17 protein-coding genes are annotated in these 19,565 nt (G+C 68.4%); 14 read left to right on the top strand and 3 right to left on the bottom strand.

Features of this window, described 5'->3' with window-relative positions; all coding sequences use genetic code 11:
- The first annotated feature begins 196 nt into the window (after positions 1-196).
- From HDC31_RS19355 to HDC31_RS19395, 9 genes are all read left to right on the top strand, one after another.
- A complete protein-coding gene (locus HDC31_RS19355) occupies positions 197-1,219 on the top strand; it encodes a LacI family DNA-binding transcriptional regulator (RefSeq protein WP_061015120.1) in 1,023 nt (340 codons plus the stop codon).
- A gap of 205 nt (positions 1,220-1,424) precedes the next feature.
- Entirely contained in the window at positions 1,425-2,315 is an 891-nt protein-coding gene (locus HDC31_RS19360; protein ID WP_061015119.1) for an ROK family protein, read from the top strand.
- Complete coding sequence (locus HDC31_RS19365) at positions 2,312-4,150, top strand: class I mannose-6-phosphate isomerase (RefSeq protein WP_113681249.1); 1,839 nt, start codon at positions 2,312-2,314, stop codon at positions 4,148-4,150. Before HDC31_RS19360 ends, HDC31_RS19365 begins: the two co-directional genes overlap by 4 nt.
- Before the next feature lie 89 nt (positions 4,151-4,239).
- Positions 4,240-5,508: an ABC transporter substrate-binding protein gene (locus HDC31_RS19370; RefSeq protein WP_113681250.1), complete on the top strand. Its 1,269-nt coding sequence runs from the start codon at positions 4,240-4,242 to the stop codon at positions 5,506-5,508.
- 8 nt (positions 5,509-5,516) lie between these two features.
- On the top strand, positions 5,517-6,392 hold the full coding sequence (locus HDC31_RS19375) for a carbohydrate ABC transporter permease (protein WP_113681251.1): 876 nt from the start codon (positions 5,517-5,519) through the stop codon (positions 6,390-6,392).
- Positions 6,392-7,204 carry a carbohydrate ABC transporter permease gene (locus HDC31_RS19380; protein WP_058631048.1) on the top strand — a complete coding sequence of 271 codons (813 nt, stop codon included), beginning with the start codon at positions 6,392-6,394 and terminating at the stop codon, positions 7,202-7,204. The genes HDC31_RS19375 and HDC31_RS19380 overlap by 1 nt, the downstream gene beginning before the upstream one ends.
- Before the next feature lie 25 nt (positions 7,205-7,229).
- Positions 7,230-9,350 carry a hypothetical protein gene (locus tag HDC31_RS19385; RefSeq protein WP_179516431.1) on the top strand — a complete coding sequence of 707 codons (2,121 nt, stop codon included), beginning with the start codon at positions 7,230-7,232 and terminating at the stop codon, positions 9,348-9,350.
- A gap of 54 nt (positions 9,351-9,404) precedes the next feature.
- The gene (locus HDC31_RS19390; protein WP_179516432.1) at positions 9,405-10,583 is read left to right on the top strand and encodes a DUF4185 domain-containing protein; all 1,179 of its coding nucleotides are present in this window, start codon (positions 9,405-9,407) and stop codon (positions 10,581-10,583) included.
- Positions 10,580-11,308 (top strand): SGNH/GDSL hydrolase family protein, encoded by a 729-nt coding sequence (locus HDC31_RS19395; protein ID WP_113682029.1) that lies wholly within the window; start codon positions 10,580-10,582, stop codon positions 11,306-11,308. Before HDC31_RS19390 ends, HDC31_RS19395 begins: the two co-directional genes overlap by 4 nt.
- A 120-nt stretch (positions 11,309-11,428) precedes the next feature.
- Here HDC31_RS19395 and HDC31_RS19400 read toward each other — a convergent pair whose 3' ends face one another.
- Positions 11,429-11,878 carry a VOC family protein gene (locus HDC31_RS19400; protein WP_046748168.1) on the bottom strand — a complete coding sequence of 150 codons (450 nt, stop codon included), beginning with the start codon at positions 11,876-11,878 and terminating at the stop codon, positions 11,429-11,431.
- 103 nt (positions 11,879-11,981) lie between these two features.
- On the opposite strand from HDC31_RS19400, the gene HDC31_RS19405 reads away from it, so the two are divergent.
- From HDC31_RS19405 to HDC31_RS19420, 4 genes are all read left to right on the top strand, one after another.
- On the top strand, positions 11,982-12,935 hold the full coding sequence (locus HDC31_RS19405) for a YafY family protein (RefSeq protein WP_113682028.1): 954 nt from the start codon (positions 11,982-11,984) through the stop codon (positions 12,933-12,935).
- Between the two features lie 57 nt (positions 12,936-12,992).
- The gene (locus HDC31_RS19410; protein WP_258546602.1) at positions 12,993-13,271 is read left to right on the top strand and encodes a type II toxin-antitoxin system RelE/ParE family toxin; all 279 of its coding nucleotides are present in this window, start codon (positions 12,993-12,995) and stop codon (positions 13,269-13,271) included.
- Positions 13,272-13,351: 80 nt separating this feature from the next.
- Positions 13,352-15,685, top strand: a complete 2,334-nt coding sequence (gene purL / locus HDC31_RS19415) for a phosphoribosylformylglycinamidine synthase subunit PurL (protein WP_113682026.1) — start codon at positions 13,352-13,354, stop codon at positions 15,683-15,685.
- Positions 15,682-15,825 carry a hypothetical protein gene (locus HDC31_RS19420; RefSeq protein WP_164734066.1) on the top strand — a complete coding sequence of 48 codons (144 nt, stop codon included), beginning with the start codon at positions 15,682-15,684 and terminating at the stop codon, positions 15,823-15,825. The genes purL and HDC31_RS19420 overlap by 4 nt, the downstream gene beginning before the upstream one ends.
- Positions 15,826-15,876: 51 nt before the next feature.
- Here HDC31_RS19420 and HDC31_RS19425 read toward each other — a convergent pair whose 3' ends face one another.
- Together HDC31_RS19425 and HDC31_RS19430 are read right to left on the bottom strand one after the other, a co-directional pair.
- Positions 15,877-16,302, bottom strand: coding sequence for a DUF6389 family protein (locus HDC31_RS19425; RefSeq protein ID WP_113682025.1), 426 nt, complete (start codon positions 16,300-16,302; stop codon positions 15,877-15,879).
- 60 nt (positions 16,303-16,362) lie between these two features.
- Positions 16,363-16,935, bottom strand: coding sequence for a TetR/AcrR family transcriptional regulator (locus tag HDC31_RS19430; protein WP_113682024.1), 573 nt, complete (start codon positions 16,933-16,935; stop codon positions 16,363-16,365).
- Positions 16,936-17,004: 69 nt separating this feature from the next.
- Between HDC31_RS19430 and HDC31_RS19435 the strand changes: the two genes are divergently transcribed.
- Entirely contained in the window at positions 17,005-19,551 is a 2,547-nt protein-coding gene (locus tag HDC31_RS19435) for an MMPL family transporter (RefSeq protein ID WP_113682023.1), read from the top strand.
- Positions 19,552-19,565: the final 14 nt, after the last annotated feature.

The following is a 19,565-nucleotide window of genomic DNA, read 5'->3' on the forward strand; positions in this document are numbered from 1 at the left end:
GCGATACAGGAAAGACGCAGGACGCGGATCTCGGACACGGGGAACTCCATTCGCAGCGGGACCAGTCCAATCTACGGACGGCCCCGCTCCCTCGCATCTCGGGTTTCCCACCGTGACGGCGGTCGATGCCTCCGCAGAACCGGAGGGGCGCTGGTAACGTTCCCTTGATCGACGGCACCACATTCGGAGGGCAGTGATGAGCGAACCAGCGCGCCGCCCGACCGTCAAGGAAGTCGCGACCAGAGCCGGCGTCAGCCCCATGACCGTCTCCCGCACGCTCTCCGGCGGACTCAACGTCAAACCCGACGTGCAGCAGCGCGTGATGGAGGCCGTGGCCGAGCTCGGCTACCACCGCAACGAGAACGCACGCAGCATCCGTCCAGGACACTCGAGCGGCCTCATCGGCGTCGCGATCACGAACATCGCGAACCCCTACTACTCCACCTTCGCGCTCGGCGTCGAAGAGGAGGCCGCCCTCACCGGTCGCCGCATCCTGCTCGGCAACACCTCGGAGGACCCTGCGCGCGAAGCCGACCTCGTCGGCGACTTCCTCGGCCGCCGCGTCGACGGGCTGATCGTCGTCCCCGCCGGCACGACCTCCGCGCACCTCGCCCATTCGCAGAACCAGGGTGTCCCCGTCGTGCTCGCCTCTCGACGCATCGAAGGACTCGCCGTGGACAGCGTCGTGCTCGCCGACGACGAAGGCGCCCACCGCGGGACGACGGCGCTCATCGATCGCGGACATACCCGGATCGGCTACCTCGGCAATGCGCTGTCGATCTTCACCGGCGAGCGCCGCTACGCGGGCTTCGTCCGCGCCATGCAGGAGCGGGGCCTCACGGTCGACCCGCAGCTCGTCGCCACGAACCAACAGACCGTCGATCAGGCGCGCGAGGCGACGCGAACGCTCCTCGCCGCGTCGCATCCGCCCACCGCGATCTTCTGCGCCAACAACCGCAACGCGATCGGTGCGCTCAAGGAGATCAACGGCCAGCTCAACGCCGGGTCGCGCCCCGCGTCGGAGTTCCCCGAGATCGTGAGCTTCGACGACTTCGAGCTCGCCGAGCTCTCCCCCGTGCCGATCAGCGTGATCGACCACGACCCCCGCGAGCTCGGCCGCACCGCCACGCGCCTGCTGCTGGACCGCCTGGACGGCGGCGAGCGCGACAGGGAGCACCGCGAGCTCGAACTGCCCGTGTCACTGCGCGGCGTCCGCTGACGCGCACGGGCGCGGTTCCCCACCGCACTGCTGCTTCCCGGCTCACATGCATGACCCACCCCCGAATGCATGAACCATTCCGCGCCGCGGCTCATGCATCCGTCCGCCGATCATGCAAGTGAAGCGGCCTGGGCGGGGCGTACGCAACGTGTTGACACCTCACCTCCGCATTGATAACGTTACCAATCATCGACGAGGAGGCCGGATGGAGCTGTGCATCGATTTCGGAGGCACCGAGATCAAGATCGCCCTCACCGACGGCAGCCATGTCGTCGGCTCGCGCAGCATCCCGGTCGAAGGCACCCCCACCGACCTCGACAAGGCCGCCGCTCATGCCCGCGCACTCCTCGATCAGACCGGCCGCGCAGCCGACGCCGTGGGCATCGCGGTCCCTGGCGTCGTCGACCCCCGCAGCGACCGGATGCTGCACGCCAACGCCAAGTACGACTTCCTCGAAGACATCGACCTGCACGCCTGGGCGCACACCGAGTTCGACCTGCCGTCCGTGGTCGAGAACGATGCGCGCGCGGCGCTGATCGGCGAGACCTCCTCGGGCAGCGCGGCCGGTGAACGCGACGCTGTGCTCGTCACCCTCGGCACCGGCATCGGGACCGCGGCGATGATCGACGGATCGCCCCTGCGCGGACGCACCGGCCACGCCGGGATCCTGGGCGGACACCTCACCGTCGACATCGACGGCCCCACCTGCCCGTGCGGGAACATCGGCTGCGGCGAAGCACTGGCGAGCACCAGGGCACTCCCCGAGCACGTCTCCATGACGCAGGTCTTCACCACGGACGCGCACCCCGACCTGCGCGACCGCTTCCTGCACGTCTGGGGCGCCGTCGTCACGTCGCTCGTGCACTCCTACGACCCCGCCGTCGTGATCCTCTCCGGCGGCATCCTGCGCGCGGGCGACGCCGTGAGCGCACCGATCGAGGACTTCGTGCGCGAGCACCTATGGCCATCGCTGACCCCGCCGCACTTCGTCGTCCCGCCCGAGCCCGAACTCTCCGTCGTCCGCGGGCTCAGCACCCTGATCCATACCACCCACACCGCCACCACCCACACCGCCATCCCGCAGGAGGAACAGTGACCACGCCGATCAGCGACATGCATGAAGGGCACACCACCCGAGGTCGCTACGACACCCAGCCCACCGTGGCACTGCCCGCCGGGGAGCGCATCCTCCGCGGCGCGCACGGTTGGACGGCGGCGGCCGAGCTCGCCGAAGCCTGCGCCCGGGTGACCGGCACCGCCCCCGTGCTGCTGATCGACACCTACCCCGGAGTGGACGTCGAGGCCCTCACCACCCAGGTGCGCCAGTCGCTGCCGGAGTGGGCGGTCGTCGACGTCGAGGTCGCCGCGCGGCCGGTCGCCGAGGTCGAACAGTTGATCGCCCCGAGCCTCACCGACGACCGCGTCTTCGGTGTCATGAGCCACTTCGCCCTCACCGACTTCTACGACACCGCGAAGCTCGACGCCCTGGCAGACACGGTCGTCGAGAACCCCACCGTGGTGATCGGCTGGGGCGCGGCCCTGCTCTCCCCGCGCCTGACGGGCGACGCCGTGACGGTGCTCGTCGACATGGCCCGCTGGGAGATCCAGCTGCGCCAGCGCAAGGGCGCGACCAACTGGCGCGCCGACAACGCCTCGGAAGACAACCTCCGCAAGTACAAGCGCGGCTTCTTCGTGGAATGGCGCACCGCCGACCGTCACAAGCGCGCCCTGTTCGACACGGTCGACTTCGTGCTCGACGGCAATGCGATCTCGCCGGCCGAGCGGCATCCGGATTCGCCGGAGGCGGGGATGATCACGGGAGCCGCCTTCCGTCAGGCCCTGAAGGACGCCGCGCGTCGCCCGTTCCGTGTCGTCCCGTTCTTCGACCCCGGCGTGTGGGGCGGGCAGTGGATGAAGAACCTCATCGGCCTCGACCCCTCGAAGGACAACTACGCCTGGTGCTTCGACTGCGTCCCCGAGGAGAACTCGCTGCTGCTGGAGGGCGAAGGCGGCGTGATCGAGATCCCCGCCCTGGACCTCGTCTTCAGCCGCCCTGTCGACCTGCTGGGCGCGAAGACGTTCTCGCGATTCGGCGCCGAGTTCCCGATCCGCTTCGACTTCCTCGACACCATGGACGGCGGCAACCTCAGCCTGCAGGTGCACCCGCTCACCGATTACATCCAGAACACGTTCGGCATGCACTACACGCAGGACGAGAGCTACTACATGCTCGATGTCGGCGACGACGCGGTGGTGTACCTCGGGACGAAGGAGGGCATCGATCCCGCCGAGATGCTCCAGGAGCTGGCGACGGCCCAGGACGGCGAGCACCCGTTCCCCGCCGAGAAGTACGTCAACTCGTTCCCGGCCCGCAAGCACGACCACTTCGCCATCCCCGCCGGAACCGTGCACTGCTCCGGCGCGAACTCGATGGTGCTGGAGATCTCGGCGACGCCGTTCATCTTCACCTTCAAGCTCTGGGACTGGGGCCGGGTGGGACTCGACGGGATCCCCCGCCCCGTGCACCTCGACCACGGCGCCAACAACATCCAGTGGGACCGCGACACCACCTGGGTCGGCGACAACCTCATCGACCAGGTCGAGACCATCCGCACCGACAGCGACGTGATCGAGGAGAGCACGGGCCTGCACGAGCTCGAGTTCATCGAGGTGCGTCGACACTGGTTCACCCAGACGGCCGACCATGACACCGAGGGCACCGTGAACGTGCTCAACCTCGTGGAGGGCGATGAGGTCGAGGTGGTCAGCCCCACCGACGCCTTCGCTCCCTTCGTGATCCATTACGCCGAGACGTTCATCGTCCCGGCCGCCGTCGGGGCCTACCTCATCCGGCGCACCGAGAACTCGCGCAGTCCGCGCTTCGCGACCGTCAAGGCCTACGTGCGCGGCTCTCGCTCGAGCGACAGCTGAAGACGCCGCACCCGACGAGCACCGCACCCGAGAAACCGCACACCCGACACACACCGCACACCCGAGAAATACGAACAAGGGAGTTCAGAATGATTTCGCGACGCACGATCGCCGCCGCCGCGGCCGGTCTCCTCCTCGGCACCCTGGCGCTGGCCGGATGCTCCGGCGACTCCGGATCCGGCGGGGAGGGCGAGGTCACCGGCACGCTCGATTTCTACACCGACAAGGCGGCGTGGAAGCCCGATTTCGAGTCGCTCAACGAGGTCAGCGGCGATGCCGTCGACATCACCCTGAAGACCACGGGCTACTCCGACGCCAACCAGTACGACGCCTTCATCAAGCAGTCGTTCCGCACCGACAAGTCGCCGGGACTGTTCACCTGGCACACCGGCGAGTCGCTCAAGCAGCTCGTGGACGAGGGTCTGGTCGCCGAGACCACCGACATCTGGTCCAAGGCGGTCGACGAGGGCTGGGTGAGCGAAGACCTGCGTGACAGCTATACCTTCGACGGTAAGCAGTACTGCGTGCCGATGAACATCGCCTACTGGATCATGTTCTACAACAAGGCCGCCTTCGCCGACAACGGCATCGAGGTGCCGACGACCTGGGACGAGCTGAACACCGCCGCCGAGACGCTGAAGGATGCAGGGGTCACCCCGTACTACCAGACCAGCGTGCTGTTCACCTTCCAGTGGTTCCAGCACCTGGTCGCCTCCACCGACCCCGACCTGTACGCCGGACTCACCACGGGCGACGTGAAGTACACCGACCCCGAGATCGTCGACATCATGAACGTCTGGCTCGACGAGCAGAAGGCGGGCTGGTTCAGCGACGCGGGCAGCACGACCGATCCCGCGGTCGGCCTCAAGCAGGGCGACTACGCCATGATCAACTTCGGCACGTTCTTCGCCGGCAACCTCGCTGGCGCCGGCATGACCACCGATGACTACGGCATGTTCGCGATCCCCGCGGTCAGCGACGACCTCGATGCCACACCGGTGGCCATGGAGTCGGGCCCGATCTGCACCGCCGAGAACTCGAAGCAGCGCGACCTCGGCCTGGCCTACGCCGAATGGTGGATGTCGCCCGACGCACAGACCGCGTGGAACGACGCACACGGTGACGTCGCGTTCAACCCGAAGGCGAAGGTCTCCGACCCCGCACTGGCTGAGATCGGCGAGCAGATCGCCGGCGACGACTACATGCTCTACGACCGGTTCTTCGAGGCGATGCCCACCGAGATCGTGACCACCGCGATCGAGCAGTTCGGCGCATTCAACGCCAACCCCGGCGACCCGATGCCGTTCCTGGAGAAGATCCAGGCCACGGCTGACAAGTACTGGGCAGAGCAGGAGTAAGCGGGCGGATGACGCATCAGAAGACGCCCTACCAGTGGTCCGCCCGGGGCTTCATCGCCCCGGGCGTGATCCTGGTCGCGGTCCTGCTCTACCTCCCGCTGCTGTGGACGGTGTTCCTCAGCTTCACGAAGTACAACGGCCTCGGCAGCCCGAAGTGGATCGGGCTCGACAACTACGTCGAGATGTTCACCGACGGCGACTTCGTGGGCTCGGCGATGAACACCGTGCTCTGGGTGATCGGCACCCTGATCATCCCGGTCGGCATCGGCCTGGCGATCGCGCTGCTCACCTGGAACCTCGGGGGTGGCATCTGGCTGCGCCTTCCGTTCCTCATCCCCTACGCCCTCTCCGGCATCGGCGTCGGCGTGGTCTGGTCGTTCATCCTCTCCTCGGGCGGAGCGCTCGATCAGGCCCTCGCCGCGGTCGGCATCACCGACCCACCGCGCTGGCTCCTCGACGCTCCGCTCAACACGGTCGTGATGATCATCGCGTCGTCGTGGCAGGGCGTCGGCGTGAACGCACTGCTGTTCACGATCGGCCTGCAGGCCATCCCCAAGGAGCCGCTCGAGGCCGCGCGCATCGACGGCGCCGGCGGGGCGCGCCTGTTCACCAGCATCCTGTGGCCCATGCTGAGGCCGCTCACCGCCGTGGTCGTCGGGCTCTCGATCGTCGCGAGCCTCAAGACCTTCGACATCGTATGGGGCATGACCAAGGGCGGACCGGGCACCGTCTCGGAGACCCTCGCGCTGACCATGTACAAGGAGACGTTCGTGAACAGCGACTACGGGCTCGGCTCCGCGATCGCGGTGTTCCTCACCGTGATCACCCTCGTCGCCTCGGTCCTGTACCTGCGCCAGCAGCTCTCCCCGAAGAAGGAGATGTGATGTCGAAGATCATCCGCACCACCGTGCTCGTCGTCCTCGGGATCGTGTGGCTCCTGCCCGCCTACCTGCTCGTCGTGAACGCGATGAAGGACCCGACCACCTTCACCTCGAAGGAGTCGTGGATCCCCACCGACTTCCACCTGTTCGAGAACTTCGGTCAGGCGCTCGAGCTCTCCGGCATCGGCGACAGCATCGTCAGCACGCTCATCTATTCGATCGTGTCGCCGACCATCGCCGTGCTCGTGGGCGCCGCGGCCGGCTTCGCGATCGTGGCCCTGCGCCTCAAGCGCGGATTCCTATGGTTCGTCGTGATCTTCGGCGGCACAGTCTTCCCGCTGCAGATGGTGCTGCTGCCCCTGTTCGACGCCTACTCGCGCACCGGGCTGTTCGACACCCGCGTCGGCATGATCATGATCTACACGGTGATCTCAATCCCGTTCTCGGCGTTCGTGATGCGCAACTTCTTCACCGGCGTCGCGCACAACGTGTTCGAGGCCGCGGTGCTCGACGGTGCCACGACCTGGCGCATCTTCGTGCGTCTGTACCTGCCGATGGCGTCGAGCGCGCTGGTCGCGATCTTCATCCTGCAGGCCACGTTCGTGTGGAACGACCTGCTGCTCGGCCTCACGCTCAGCCAGTCCGACGACATCCGCCCCATCATCACCACGCTGTCGGGAATGCAGAGCACCTACGGCGGCGCGCAGATGTCGGTCGTGCTGGCCGCGGCCGTGCTCGTCTCGCTCCCCACCGTGGTGCTGTTCCTGTGCACGCAGCGGTTCTTCGCCAAGGGCCTCGCGCTCGGACAGTACTGACCCCCAACCCGCCTCGAAAGGCATCATGAATCCCCTCATCCCCACCGTCGAGGATCTGGTCGCCGATGCGGTCACCCATCACTACGACGACATGATCGCGCCCACGGGCCTCACGAACATGCTCGGCACCGTGCGCGTGGACCACGACCTGACCGCGCTCAGCGCCGTGCAGTTCCCACCGGTGTCGCAAGGACTCACGCAGACCGCCGTGCTGTTCGTCGACGGCCGCCTGTTCGCGTCATACGGCGTGCCCGTCACGCACGAGTGGCGGCCCGACGGGGTGGTGCGGCGCGCGAGCGTGGGTGAGCTCGAGATCGAGACCACGACCGTGTGCGTGCCGGGGAAGACAGCGGTGGCGATCGACATCGCGGTGCGCAACTCCGGTGCGGGCGAGCGTGAGGTGCGGATCGGCCTGTCGTCTGCGGCCCGCGTGACCCGGTCGACCGAGGCCTGGCTCGACGCGGAATCACCGTCGGAACGCGACACCGCGACCGTCGACGGCGGGTGCCTCGTGTTCGGTTCGACCGATGCCGCGGCGTGGAGCGTGCAGGGCCTGATCGGCGGGACCGCGACCCTCAGCGGTGTGGCCGACCTGCCCGATGCATTCGACACCGGGATCGGCGGCAACGGCCGCGGCGGCGAGCTCGCGACCACGCTGACCGTGCCCGCCGGCGGAACCGCGCGCACCGGCTTCGTGCAGGCGATCGGCCTCGACGAGTCCGACGCGAAGGCCACCTGGGCCGACGTCGCCGGTGACATCCCCGGTGCCGTCGCCTCAGCCGAAGAGTTCTGGAACCGACAGCTCCGCGCCGCGTTCGACCCCAGCGACACCGAGTTCTCCGGCGCACTACCCGTGCTCGACACCGCCTCCGCACCCCTGCGTCGCCTGTACTGGTGGGCGGTGCTGGGCGTGATCTGGTTCCGCCGCGACTTCGCCGGCAACGTGCTCGGGCGTTCGTACGACACTCTCATGCCCAACTACTGGGGCACGACCACGTTCATCTGGGACTACAGCCTCAGCTCGGTGAGCCACGCCCTGCTCGACCCCGACGAGATGCGGAACCAGGTGCGGCACTGGATCTCCCTCGACATCCACTCGCACTTCGGCACCTCGTCCCTCACCGGAGGCCCGGTCGGCCGCTGGTACTCCGTGAACGACTACGCCATGACCCGCCTCGTGCACGACTACGTACGTTTCACGGGCGACGTCGCCTTCCTCGACGAGCTCGTCGGCGACCACACCGTTGCCGCGTCGGTGCGGCAGTGGGCGACCGCGTGGCAGGAACTGCGCCGCGATACACCCCTGGCCGACTACGGCGAGATCGACAACCTGCTGGAGTGCGTGAGCTCGTACACGCACGAGGTGGCGAGCCTCAACGCCGCGAACGTGTGGAGCATGCGCACCGCCGCCGACCTGGCCGACCTGCGGGGCGACGAGACCGCGGCGAGCGCGCTGCGCGCCGACGCCGAGGCGCTGCTCCCGGCCGTGATCGAACGCTATCTTCCCGGCACCGGTGTCTTCGCGGCAGGACAGCCCGACGGCACGCAGCTGCCCGTGCGGCACTGCTACGACTTCAGCGTGGTCGGTACCACCATCGCCGACGACCTCGCTCCGAGAGTCCGCGACGAGATGGTCGGGTTCTTCCGGCGCGAGCTGCAGACCGACAACTGGATGCGTGCGCTCTCACCGTGGGACCCCGACGCCAGCTACAGCCCGCGGCCGGACCACCAGTGGAACGGCGCCTATCCCGCCTGGCCCGCCGACGCGGGACGTGCGCTCGCCGCACTCGGAGCTCCCGAAGTGCTGACCAGCTGGATCGAAGGACTCTCCCGCACGGCGAACCAAGGGCCGATGGGGCAGGCGCACTTCGTGGAGGAGGCCGTGCCCGGCATCAACGGCGGAGCCCGCAAAGCTCCGCCGCAGCTGCCGTACATCATCGACTGGTCGTGTTCCTCGTCCGGGGCCTGGATCGAGCTCGTGATCGAAGCCCTGTTCGGTGTCTCGGTCGCCGCCGACGGCACTGTGCGGGCGGCCGGATGCGTCGCCGCCCTCGACCCGGGTGCGACCCTGCGCGGCCTGCGCGTCGGCACCCGCACGTTCGACATCGACGCCTCCGGAGGAATCGCCCCCGCCCCAGGCCGCTGACCCGCACCACCCGAGCACCACCGAGCACCACCCGAACACGAAGGAGTGATCGACATGAGAAGACGCACCATCGCGGCGACCCTCGCCGCGGCATCCCTCTGCGCCGGCGCGCTGTTCGCCGCCCCGGCCACCGCAGCCGTCCCGACCGGAGGGAACCACGGCGGCGGAGGACACGGACCCGGCCAGTGCTCGCTGGTCGACAAGACGCTCACCGCCACGGCGAACGTGAAACAGGGCCTGACCGAGCAGTTCACCACCTACGGGAACACCGGCGGCGCGTGGACCGGCGGCGACAGCACGTACTCCCTGCCGCTCGGGAAGGGGAAGACCGGATGGTTCTTCTCCGACACGTTCCTCGGCACCGTGAACCCCGACGGCTCGCGGCCCACCGACTCCCCGTTCGTGAACAACTCCGTCGTGGTGCAGGACCGCCGCGGCGGGTTGACGACCATCACGGGAGGCACCCCGGAGGAGCCTGCCGCCATCATCCCGCCCGAGCCCGACGGCAAGTGGTACTGGATCGGCGACCCCACGCCCGGACGCGACGGCACGGTGCAGGTGCCGCTGCTGCAGTTCGGGCGCACGGGCAGCGGCCAGTGGGACTTCGCGTGGACCGCGAACCGCCTTGCCACCCTCGACGGCCAGACCCTGCAACTGGAGTCCATCACCGACCTGCCTTCGGCGACCGGGATCAACTGGGGTTCGTGGACGCTGGAGGAACGCGGCACCACGTACATCTACGGCATCGCGGATCCGGGTGGAGTGCGCTCGGCCTACGTCGCCCGCGCGCAGGACCGCGACGGCGTCAAGGGCGCGTGGACGTACTGGAACGGCACCGGATGGTCAGCTGCCGAGACCGATGCCGTCCCTGTCGTGCCGTACGTGGCGAACGAGTTCAGCATCGCCCCCTTCCACGACGGCTACCTGCTCGTCACGCAGGACACGTCGGAGCTGTTCAGCACCCGCATCGTCGCCCGCACCTCGTGCTCGCCCACCGGCCCGTTCACCGATCCGGTCGAGCTGTACCGCACTCCCGAGACCGGGGCACTGGGCAGCTACGGCGACCCCGATGTGTTCACCTACAACGCGCACGAGCATCCGCAGCTGCGCCAGGGCAACCGCATCCTCGTCTCCTACAACGTCAACACCTTCGACAACGTGGGCGACGTGTATGACGACGCCTCGATCTACCGTCCGCGGTTCATCGACGTGCAGCTCGAGGTCACCGGGTGACCGACGACCGTGCGGCGCTCCGAGGGCTTCTCGCCTCCGGAGCGCCGCTCACCTGGGTGCTCACGGGCGACTCCATCACGCACGGACTCATCCATACCCGCGGTGCCCGCAACTACGTCGACCATCTGCACGAGCTGATCCGCGGCGACCTGGGTCGGGTGCACGACACGGTGATCAACACCGCGATCACGGGGTGGCGCGCCGACCTGATCCTGGCGGACTTCGAGGGGCGCGTGGCATGCTGGCGCCCCGACGTCGTGACGCTGCTGATCGGCACGAACGACTGCACCACCGAGTGGCTCGATCCCGTGATCGAGGTGTCCGAGTTCGCCGATTCGGTCGCGGAGTTCGTGCGACAGGTGCGAGAGCTCGGCGCGGTGCCGGTGCTGCAGACGCCGCCGCCCGCCGACCTGTCCCATGCTCCCGACCGCGCGCGTCTCGGCGAGTTCGCGCAGGCGATCCGCGACGTGGCCACCGCCGAGGAAGCGATCCTCGTCGACCAGCACGAGGCGTTCGTCGCGTTCTCCGCGGGCACGGGGCCGGGCAACGAGGGCACACCGTGGGGGTTGCTCGACGACGCATTCCACCCGAGCGCCTCAGGTCATGCCCTGCTCGCGCTCGGCCTGGCCGGGGCGCTCGGGCTGGACGCCGAGGGGTCCCGGGTGGTCACGGACCTGCAGGCGCGGGTGACCGTGGCACGGCATCCGAACTGGCCGCCGGCCTGACCGGCGTCCTGGGGCGACACGTCTGTCGGAGGATCGGACGGATGCAGGATCACTCGCAGTGATTCCTCCTGCATCCGTCCGATCCTCATGCATCCGGTCGGGAAGAACGGGCCATCGGGCTCAGGCCGCGACGTCGAGCACCCAGGTCACGCCGAAACGGTCGGTGAGCATGCCGAAACCGGCCGACCACGCCGATGCTGCCAGTGACTCGATCACGGTCGCGCCCTCGACGAGCCCGTTCCAGTAGCGCTGGAGCTCATCGAGCGAATCGGCGCGCAGCGACTGAAAGAACGTGCGGTCGGTGAGGGTCGCTCCGTTCTCCCGGTGCGTGCTGCCCGCGGTCGCCGCCGGGTTCGAGTCGTCCTCACCAGGGATGTCGTACGCCATCAGGCGCACGACACCGTCCAACTGGCCGAACACGATCTTGTCGAAGCCCGGAACGCCCTCGGGCATGCCGAACTGTCCATAGGTCGCCGCGGTCACCTCGCCGCCGAACACGGACTGATAGAAGTCGAGCGCCTGCCGGGCCGTGCCGCGGAAGTTCAGGTGGGTCGTGGTGGTGATGGTCATGCTCTTCTCCTCGTCGCGAGCCCCGCCGTTCGGGACCTCTGACGACAACGATCACAGAGGTAGAGGTCAGTTTCCGTCCTCTACTTCGGGCAGACTGAATCGCATGACCGGGAGTTCTTCACGCATGCTCGCGCTGCTGTCGCTGCTGCAGACCCCGCGCGATTGGCCGGGGTCCGTACTGGCGGAACGGCTGGAGGTCAGCCCCCGCACGGTGCGCCGCGACGTCGACCGGCTGCGCGCGCTGGGCTACCGGATCGGTGCGATCAAGGGACCGGACGGCGGCTATCGTCTCGCCGCAGGATCGGAGCTCCCGCCGCTGCTGTTCGACGATGATCAGGCGGTCGCGATCGCCGTCGCCCTCCAGAGCGTTTCGGCGACGGGGATCGACATCGATGAAGGTGCCGCCAGAGCCCTGGCCACCGTGCGCCAGGTGATGCCGTCCCGGCTACGACATCGAGTGGACGGCATCCGCTTCACCGGCACCGAGAACGCGACCAGGGTCGATCCGGCGGTACTCGAGGCGGCGAGCGCCGCCGTCCGCGACCGGCAGGTGCTCCGCTTCGACTACGCCTCCACCCAGGACCGCCCGGCCCGACGCACCGAACCGCACGCGGTGGTGGCGCGAGAGGGGCGCTGGTACCTGCTGGCGTGGGATCTGGAGGCTGACGACTGGCGCACGTTCCGCCTGGACGGGATGCGACCCCGCATCCCGACCGGACCGTCGTTCGCCACGCGCCCGCTGCCCGCCGTGGATGCGCAGACGTATCTCGCGGCTCGAGCCAAGGGTTCGACGAGCGAAGATCGGTGGCCGTGCGTGGGGGACGTCGTGATCGCGCTCCCCGCCCGCGACATCGCGCCCTGGGTCGGCGACGGAGAGCTGGAGGAGCTCACCGACGGATCGTGCCGCGTGACGATCGGGTCGTGGTCGTGGACAGGGATGCTCGCCTCGGTCGCACGCTTCGATGCGGCTTTCACCGTCATCGGCCCTCCGGCGCTGCGGGAGGCGGCGGGAATCCTGGCGCAGCGTTTCGCCGCGGCGTGCGACTCGTCCTCCTGAATCGTCGAGTTTCACGCCCTTTCCCCATTTTGTGGAACGAGGCCGGGACGGGGCGAAATCGGTGGCGCAGTCACCCACTATCTCAGCGAAGCAGGGCCACACGTCGCGATCGCGTTCATCGATGATCTCCAGCACGCGATGGGTCGGCTCGCTGCGCATCCCTCTCTCGAGTCGGCGCGCTTCGAACCGGTGACCGAGATTCCCGAGATCCGCGCCTTCCCTCTTCGGAGCCACCCGTACCTCATCATCTACACCCACGACCCTGATGCTGTGCGAGTGCACCGCGTGCTCCACACGCGGCGAGACATCGCCGCCGTCCTCCGCGATCGGATCTGAGTCCGCAGCCCGCGGGAGAGCCGCCTCACCCACGCCGGTAGACTGAACCTGCCCCGCCGGCCCCTTCCTTTGGAGTGCGCGTGACCACCGCCCCTGCACCTTCCCCCCAGCACGTCCCCGACTCCGTCGAGAACGCGATCGCGACCCCCGAGAAGGAGCAGCCGTACGGCGCCCTCGGACTCAAGGACGACGAGTACGCGCGCATCAAGGAGATCCTCGGCCGCCGACCCACCTCGGGCGAGCTGGCGATGTACTCGGTGATGTGGTCGGAGCACTGCTCCTACAAGTCGAGCAAGAACTACCTGCGCCGCTTCGGCCAGAAGGTCTCCGATGAGATGAAGGAACGCCTCATGGTGGGCATGGGCCAGAACGCGGGCGTCGTCGACGTCGGCGAGGGCTGGGCCGTCACCTTCAAGGCCGAGTCGCACAACCACCCGTCGTTCATCGAGCCCTTCCAGGGCGCGGCCACCGGTGTCGGCGGCATCGTCCGCGACATCATCTCGATGGGCGCTCGCCCCGTCGCCGTCATGGATGCGCTGCGCTTCGGTGCGATCGACCACCCCGACACCGCCCGCGTCGTGCACGGTGTGACCAGCGGCATCAGCTTCTACGGCAACTGCCTGGGCCTTCCGAACATCGGTGGCGAGACCGTCTTCGACAGCGTCTACCAGGCCAACCCGCTCGTCAACGCGCTCGCGGTGGGCGTGCTGCGCCACGAAGACCTCAAGCTCGCGAACGCCACCGGTGTCGGCAACAAGGTGGTCCTGTTCGGTGCCCGCACGGGTGGCGACGGCATCGGCGGCGCGAGCATCCTGGCTTCCGACACTTTCGCCGACGGTGGCCCCACCAAGCGCCCCGCGGTGCAGGTGGGCGACCCCTTCGCCGAGAAGGTGCTCATCGAGTGCTGCCTGGAGCTGTACCGCGGCGAGCTCGTCGAGGCGATCCAGGACCTGGGCGCAGCCGGCATCTCGTGCGCGACCAGCGAGCTCGCGGCCAACGGCAACAGCGGCATGAAGGTCTCTCTCGACAACGTGCTGCTGCGCGACCCCACGCTCACGGCAGAGGAGATCCTCATGTCGGAGTCGCAGGAGCGCATGATGGCGATCGTGGCCCCCGAGAAGCTCGACGCCTTCCTGGCCGTCGTGAACAAGTGGGAGGTCGAGACCTCCGTGCTCGGCGAGGTCACCGGCGACGGACGCCTCATCATCGACTGGCAGGGCGAGCGCATCGTCGACGTCGACCCCTCGACCGTCGCGGTCGACGGCCCTGTCTACGACCGTCCGGTCGCGTACCCGACGTGGATCGACGCGCTCCAGGCAGATGCCGCAGAGAAGCTTCCGCGCGCGAACGACCCCGAGACGCTGCGCGAGCAGTTCCTCGCCCTCGTCGCCTCCCCGAACCTGGCCGACACGAGCTGGATCACGAACCAGTACGACTACTACGTGCTCGGCAACACAGCCCTGAGCTTCCCCGACGACGCCGGCATGATCCGCGTGGACGAGGAGTCCGGCCTCGGCTTCTCCGTCGCGACCGACGCCAACGGCCGCTACTGCCAGCTCGACCCGTACGCCGGCGCGCAGCTGGCCCTCGCCGAGGCGTACCGCAACGTCGCCGTGACCGGTGCCGTGCCGACCGCCATCACCGACTGCCTCAACTTCGGCTCTCCCGAGAACCCCGAGGTCATGTGGCAGTTCGGCCAGACCGTCGACGGCCTCGCAGACGGCTGCTACGAACTGGGCACCCCGGTCACCGGCGGCAACGTCTCGTTCTACAACCAGACCGGCGACGTGCCGATCCACCCGACCCCGCTCGTGGGCGTGCTCGGCATCATCGACGACGTCTCGCGCCGCATCCCCTCCGGATGGCAGGACGAGGGTCAGAACATATACCTGCTCGGCACCACCTCGACCGAGCTCTCGGGCTCGGCCTGGGCAGACGTCGTGCACCAGCACCTCGGCGGCCTGCCCCCGAAGGTCGACCTCGCGGGCGAGAAGCGTCTCGCAGGCCTGCTCTCCGCAGCCCGTGATGAGTGGCTGATCTCCTCCGCGCACGACCTCTCCGAGGGCGGCCTCGGCCAGGCTCTGGCCGAAGGCGTCATGCGCTTCGGCGTCGGAGCGCGCGTCTGGCTGAACGAGATCATCGAACGCGACGGAGTGGATGCCGCATCCGCCCTGTTCTCCGAGTCGACCGGCCGCGTGATCGTGACCGTTCCCCGCGAGGACGACGTGAAGTTCCGCGGACTCTGCGAGGGACGCGACTACCCGGTGATGCGCATCGGCGTGACCGACAGTGAGGGCGCGAAGCTCGAGGTGCAGGACGTCTTCACCGTGACGGCCGCCGAACTGCGCGAGCGATCGCAGGCCACACTGCCGTCGTACTTCGGCCCGACCGTCACCGAGGCGGTCAGCGCATGAGCAACGACGGTCTCAGCGAGGACTACGGCGACCTCGGCGAGAAGCGCAATCGACGCATGCGCATCGTCGCGTGGACCGTCATCATCGCGCTGATCCTCGGCGGTGGCGGCGCGACGGTGCTGACGCTGCTCCTCGGCTGAGTCGGGACGCGCAGACTCGGGCTCCGATCGAGTTGCACTCCGCCGGCACGGTCAACACTGCGCGCGGAGCGGGCGTGGTTCCGCCACCCCGTCCACGGAGGTCAGCTCCCAGACCTGGTCGCCCTCCGGGATGAGCGGCTCGAGCCACTCCGCGACGGTCTCGAACACCGCATCCTCGAGGTCTTCCCAGCTCCACCCCTGCGGACGCGACGGAACATCGGGTTCCCACCCCTCCTCGCCCCAGACGACACCGAAGATCTGCCGCTCGTCGTCGAAACGACGGTCGAGCACGAACGCGTCCTCTCCCATGAACCGCGCCCACACATCGAACGGCCCCTCGCCGTCCTGCCCCAGGAAGAGGTCGATCGCGACCGCGTCGGTCGCGACGTCCTGGAAACGCCGGAGCTTCCCGGCGACTTGGTCGGATGACGCAGCCAGGACACGCATCAGTCGCGCACGGTAATCGCTGGTGTGCATGCCACCAGAGTAGACAGCTGGTCACGACGGATGAATGCCCAGTACCGTCAGGCGCCGGCCTCAGCGCGTGAAGAGGTACCGCGCCAGGTCGATGATGCCGTCGGGACCGCGGCTCTCCCGCCCGAGCGAGTCCACGATGATCGCGCCCAGGATGGCGCGCCCGATCTGCGCGACCGGGGCATCCTCCGGCAGCTGGCCGTCGCGGATCCCCCCTCGCAGCCGTTCGGACAGATGCTGCTCCACCCCGAGACTGCTCCCGAGATGCGCGCCGACCGCCGCGTCTTCGGCCGCAGCGGCGACGAGCGACTGCAGCAGCGCCTGCCCCTGGGCGGAGGCGAGGATCGAGAACACCGACTGCAGCCAGGTCTCGACGTCGGCGAACAGATCACCCGTGTCGGGTACGACGAAGTCGACGGGGATGAGCCGCCCGTCCACGAGACAGTCGGCGATCAGGGCCCCGCGCGACGACCACCAGCGGTAGATGGTCTGCTTGCCCACCCCGGCTTCCTTGGCGATGCCCTCGATCGTGAGCCGGTCATAGCCCTGCGCATGGAACAACCGAGAGGTCGCATCGAGGATCGCCTCGCGTGCCGCCGTGCTGCGCACGGGGCCGCTTCGATGCTCGTTCGCCATGCGTTCAGGATAGCCACAGATCGCTAGACGAGACGTGCCGTATGATCTTCGAGTCTGAAGGAGACCACTGTGGCATCACTGCTCTACCGGCTGGGTTCGTTCGCTGCGCGCAAGGCGTGGACGGTGATCGTGTCGTGGGTGCTGATCCTCGGCCTCGGAGTCGGTGCCTTCCTCACCCTGGGCGGCACGCTGAGCAACAGCTTCGACATCCCCGGCACTGCATCCGGCGCCGTGACCGATGAGCTCGCCGACAAGCTTCCGGACACCGCCGGCGGCACCGGCACGGTCGTCTACAGCACGAAGGACGGGTCGCCGTTCACCGACGAGCAGAAGCAGGCGATCTCCGACCTCGCCGTCAGCGCCGAAGACCTCGACGGCGTCGCGCGCGTGATCGATCCGTTCGACGCGCAGAAGCAGCAGGAAGAGCAGGCGCAGAAGCTCGCCGACGGCCAGACGCAGGTCGCCGACGGTCGCACGCAGCTGGATGCCGCCCAGACGCAGCTCGACGACGGCCGTGCGCAGCTCGAAGCCGGACTCACGCAGCTCACGGCCGCGCGCACGCAGGCGGAGCAGGCCGGTGCCGGATCCGCACAGCTCGCCGCCCTCGATGCCCAGATCGCTGCCGTGAACGCGCAGCTGGCTCAGGTCGCGGCCCAGAACGCACAGCTCGACCAGTCCCGCATCACCCTCGACGACAACGCCGACCAGGTGCAGCTGGGCTCGACCCTGCTCGACCTGGCCGACGGCATCGGCGTGGTCTCCGACGACGGCTCGACCGCCATCGTCAACATCTCGTTCGTCGACCCGCGCCTCGAGCTCTCCGAAGAGGTGAAGCAGGGTGCGATCGACCACTTCGAGTCTGCGCCGATCGACGGCGTCGAGGTCGACTTCGGCACCGACATCGCACAGGGCGTCCCGGAGATCTTCGGTGTCGGCGAGGCGGTCGGCCTCGCGTTCGCCGCGATCGTCCTCATCGTGATGCTCGGCTCCCTCATCGCCGCCGCCCTCCCGATCGTCACCGCCATCGTCGGCGTCGGCGTCGGCGTCACGGCCTCCCTCGCCTTCTCGGGCATCGTGAACATGGCGTCGGTCACTCCCGTGCTGGGTGTCATGCTCGGTCTCGCGGTCGGCATCGACTACTCGCTGTTCATCGTCAACCGGCACCGCAAGCAACTGCTCGCCGGGGTACCGGTGCGGGAATCCATCGGCCTCGCGACCGGCACCTCCGGCACGGCCGTGGTGTTCGCCGGCACGACCGTGATCGTCGCCCTCCTCGCCCTCAACGTGACCGGCGTGCCTTTCCTCGGCCTCATGGGCACGGTCGGAGCGGTGTGCGTCGCCGTGGCCGTGTTCGTCGCCATCACCCTCGCGCCCGCCATCCTCGGCCTCGTCGGCACACGCCTGCTCAGCCGTCGCGCGCGCACCACGATCGGCGAGGAGCACGCCGCGGGCAAGCCGGTGAAGCGCATGTCGACGCTCCGCGCCGTCGTCACCGCACTCGTGAGCGTCGTCGCCCTGCTGATCATCGCGACCCCCGCCATGTCGATGCGACTCGGACTGCCCGACGGATCGAGCGAGCCGAGCGACTCGACCAGCTACCGTGCCTTCCAGACCGTCGACGAGCAGTTCGGCGAGGGCGCGAACGGCCCGCTGCTCGTGACCGCGACCCTCGACGAAGCGGTCAGCGACGACGACCTGCTCTCCACGCAGGTGACGATCGCGCAGGCCATCGCCGACCAGGACGACGTGGCTGCGGTCGCCCCGATCGCCACCTCCGACGACAACACGCTGCTCGCGTTCCAGGTCGTGCCGGAGGAAGGCCCGAACAGCGCGTCGACCGAGAGGCTCGTGCAGGACCTCCGCTCCATGCCTCCCGTCGCGGAGGGGATCACCCTCGGCGTCGCGGGTCAGGCCGCGATCAACATCGACATCTCCGAAGCGTTGGCCGGAGTGCTGCCGCTGTACCTCGTGGTCGTGGTCGGCCTGTCGCTGCTCATCATGATCGTGGTGTTCCGGTCGCTGCTCGTGCCGATCATCGCGACAGGTGGCTTCGTGCTGTCGCTGTTCGCGACCTACGGGCTGATCGTGACGGTGTTCCAGTTCGGCTGGGGTGCCGAGATCATCGGGTTGCACAGCACAGGACCCATCCTGAGCTTCCTGCCCGTGATCCTCGTCGGCATCCTGTTCGGGCTCGCGATGGACTACCAGCTGTTCCTCGCCTCCGGCATGAGGGAGGCGTTCGTGCACGGCGCCTCCGCTCGCGATGCCGTCGCCCAGGGCTTCCGCGCCGGACGCTCGGTCGTGATCGCCGCGGCCCTCATCATGGTGTCGGTCTTCGGCGGGTTCATCTTCTCGGAGTCGACGATCATCCGCTCGATCGGATTCGGGCTCGCGTTCGGCGTGCTGCTCGACGCGTTCGTGGTGCGGATGCTGCTGATGCCCGCGCTCATGCACCTGCTCGGACGCTCGGCCTGGTGGCTGCCGCGCTGGCTCGACCGCATCCTGCCCAACGTCGACATGGAGGGCGCAGCCCTCGAACGCGACCACCCCGGAATGAAGTCCGTGGCCGTGCCGACGACGACCGACTCGGTGCCGACGACCCGTACCTCCGACTGACGACGACCCAGGGA

Source organism: Microbacterium sp. JAI119 (assembly GCF_013410135.1).
In the GTDB taxonomy this organism is placed as follows: Bacteria; Actinomycetota; Actinomycetes; order Actinomycetales; family Microbacteriaceae; genus Microbacterium; species Microbacterium oxydans.

Coding starts and splice junctions, on each gene's coding strand:
- HDC31_RS19355 (WP_061015120.1), top strand. CDS start 197: ATGAGCGAACCAGCGCGCCGCCCGACCGTCAAGGAAGTCGCGACCAGA.
- HDC31_RS19360 (WP_061015119.1), top strand. CDS start 1,425: ATGGAGCTGTGCATCGATTTCGGAGGCACCGAGATCAAGATCGCCCTC.
- HDC31_RS19370 (WP_113681250.1), top strand. CDS start 4,240: ATGATTTCGCGACGCACGATCGCCGCCGCCGCGGCCGGTCTCCTCCTC.
- HDC31_RS19375 (WP_113681251.1), top strand. CDS start 5,517: ATGACGCATCAGAAGACGCCCTACCAGTGGTCCGCCCGGGGCTTCATC.
- HDC31_RS19380 (WP_058631048.1), top strand. CDS start 6,392: ATGTCGAAGATCATCCGCACCACCGTGCTCGTCGTCCTCGGGATCGTG.
- HDC31_RS19385 (WP_179516431.1), top strand. CDS start 7,230: ATGAATCCCCTCATCCCCACCGTCGAGGATCTGGTCGCCGATGCGGTC.
- HDC31_RS19390 (WP_179516432.1), top strand. CDS start 9,405: ATGAGAAGACGCACCATCGCGGCGACCCTCGCCGCGGCATCCCTCTGC.
- HDC31_RS19400 (WP_046748168.1), bottom strand. CDS start 11,878: ATGACCATCACCACCACGACCCACCTGAACTTCCGCGGCACGGCCCGG.
- HDC31_RS19405 (WP_113682028.1), top strand. CDS start 11,982: ATGACCGGGAGTTCTTCACGCATGCTCGCGCTGCTGTCGCTGCTGCAG.
- HDC31_RS19420 (WP_164734066.1), top strand. CDS start 15,682: ATGAGCAACGACGGTCTCAGCGAGGACTACGGCGACCTCGGCGAGAAG.
- HDC31_RS19425 (WP_113682025.1), bottom strand. CDS start 16,302: ATGCACACCAGCGATTACCGTGCGCGACTGATGCGTGTCCTGGCTGCG.
- HDC31_RS19430 (WP_113682024.1), bottom strand. CDS start 16,935: ATGGCGAACGAGCATCGAAGCGGCCCCGTGCGCAGCACGGCGGCACGC.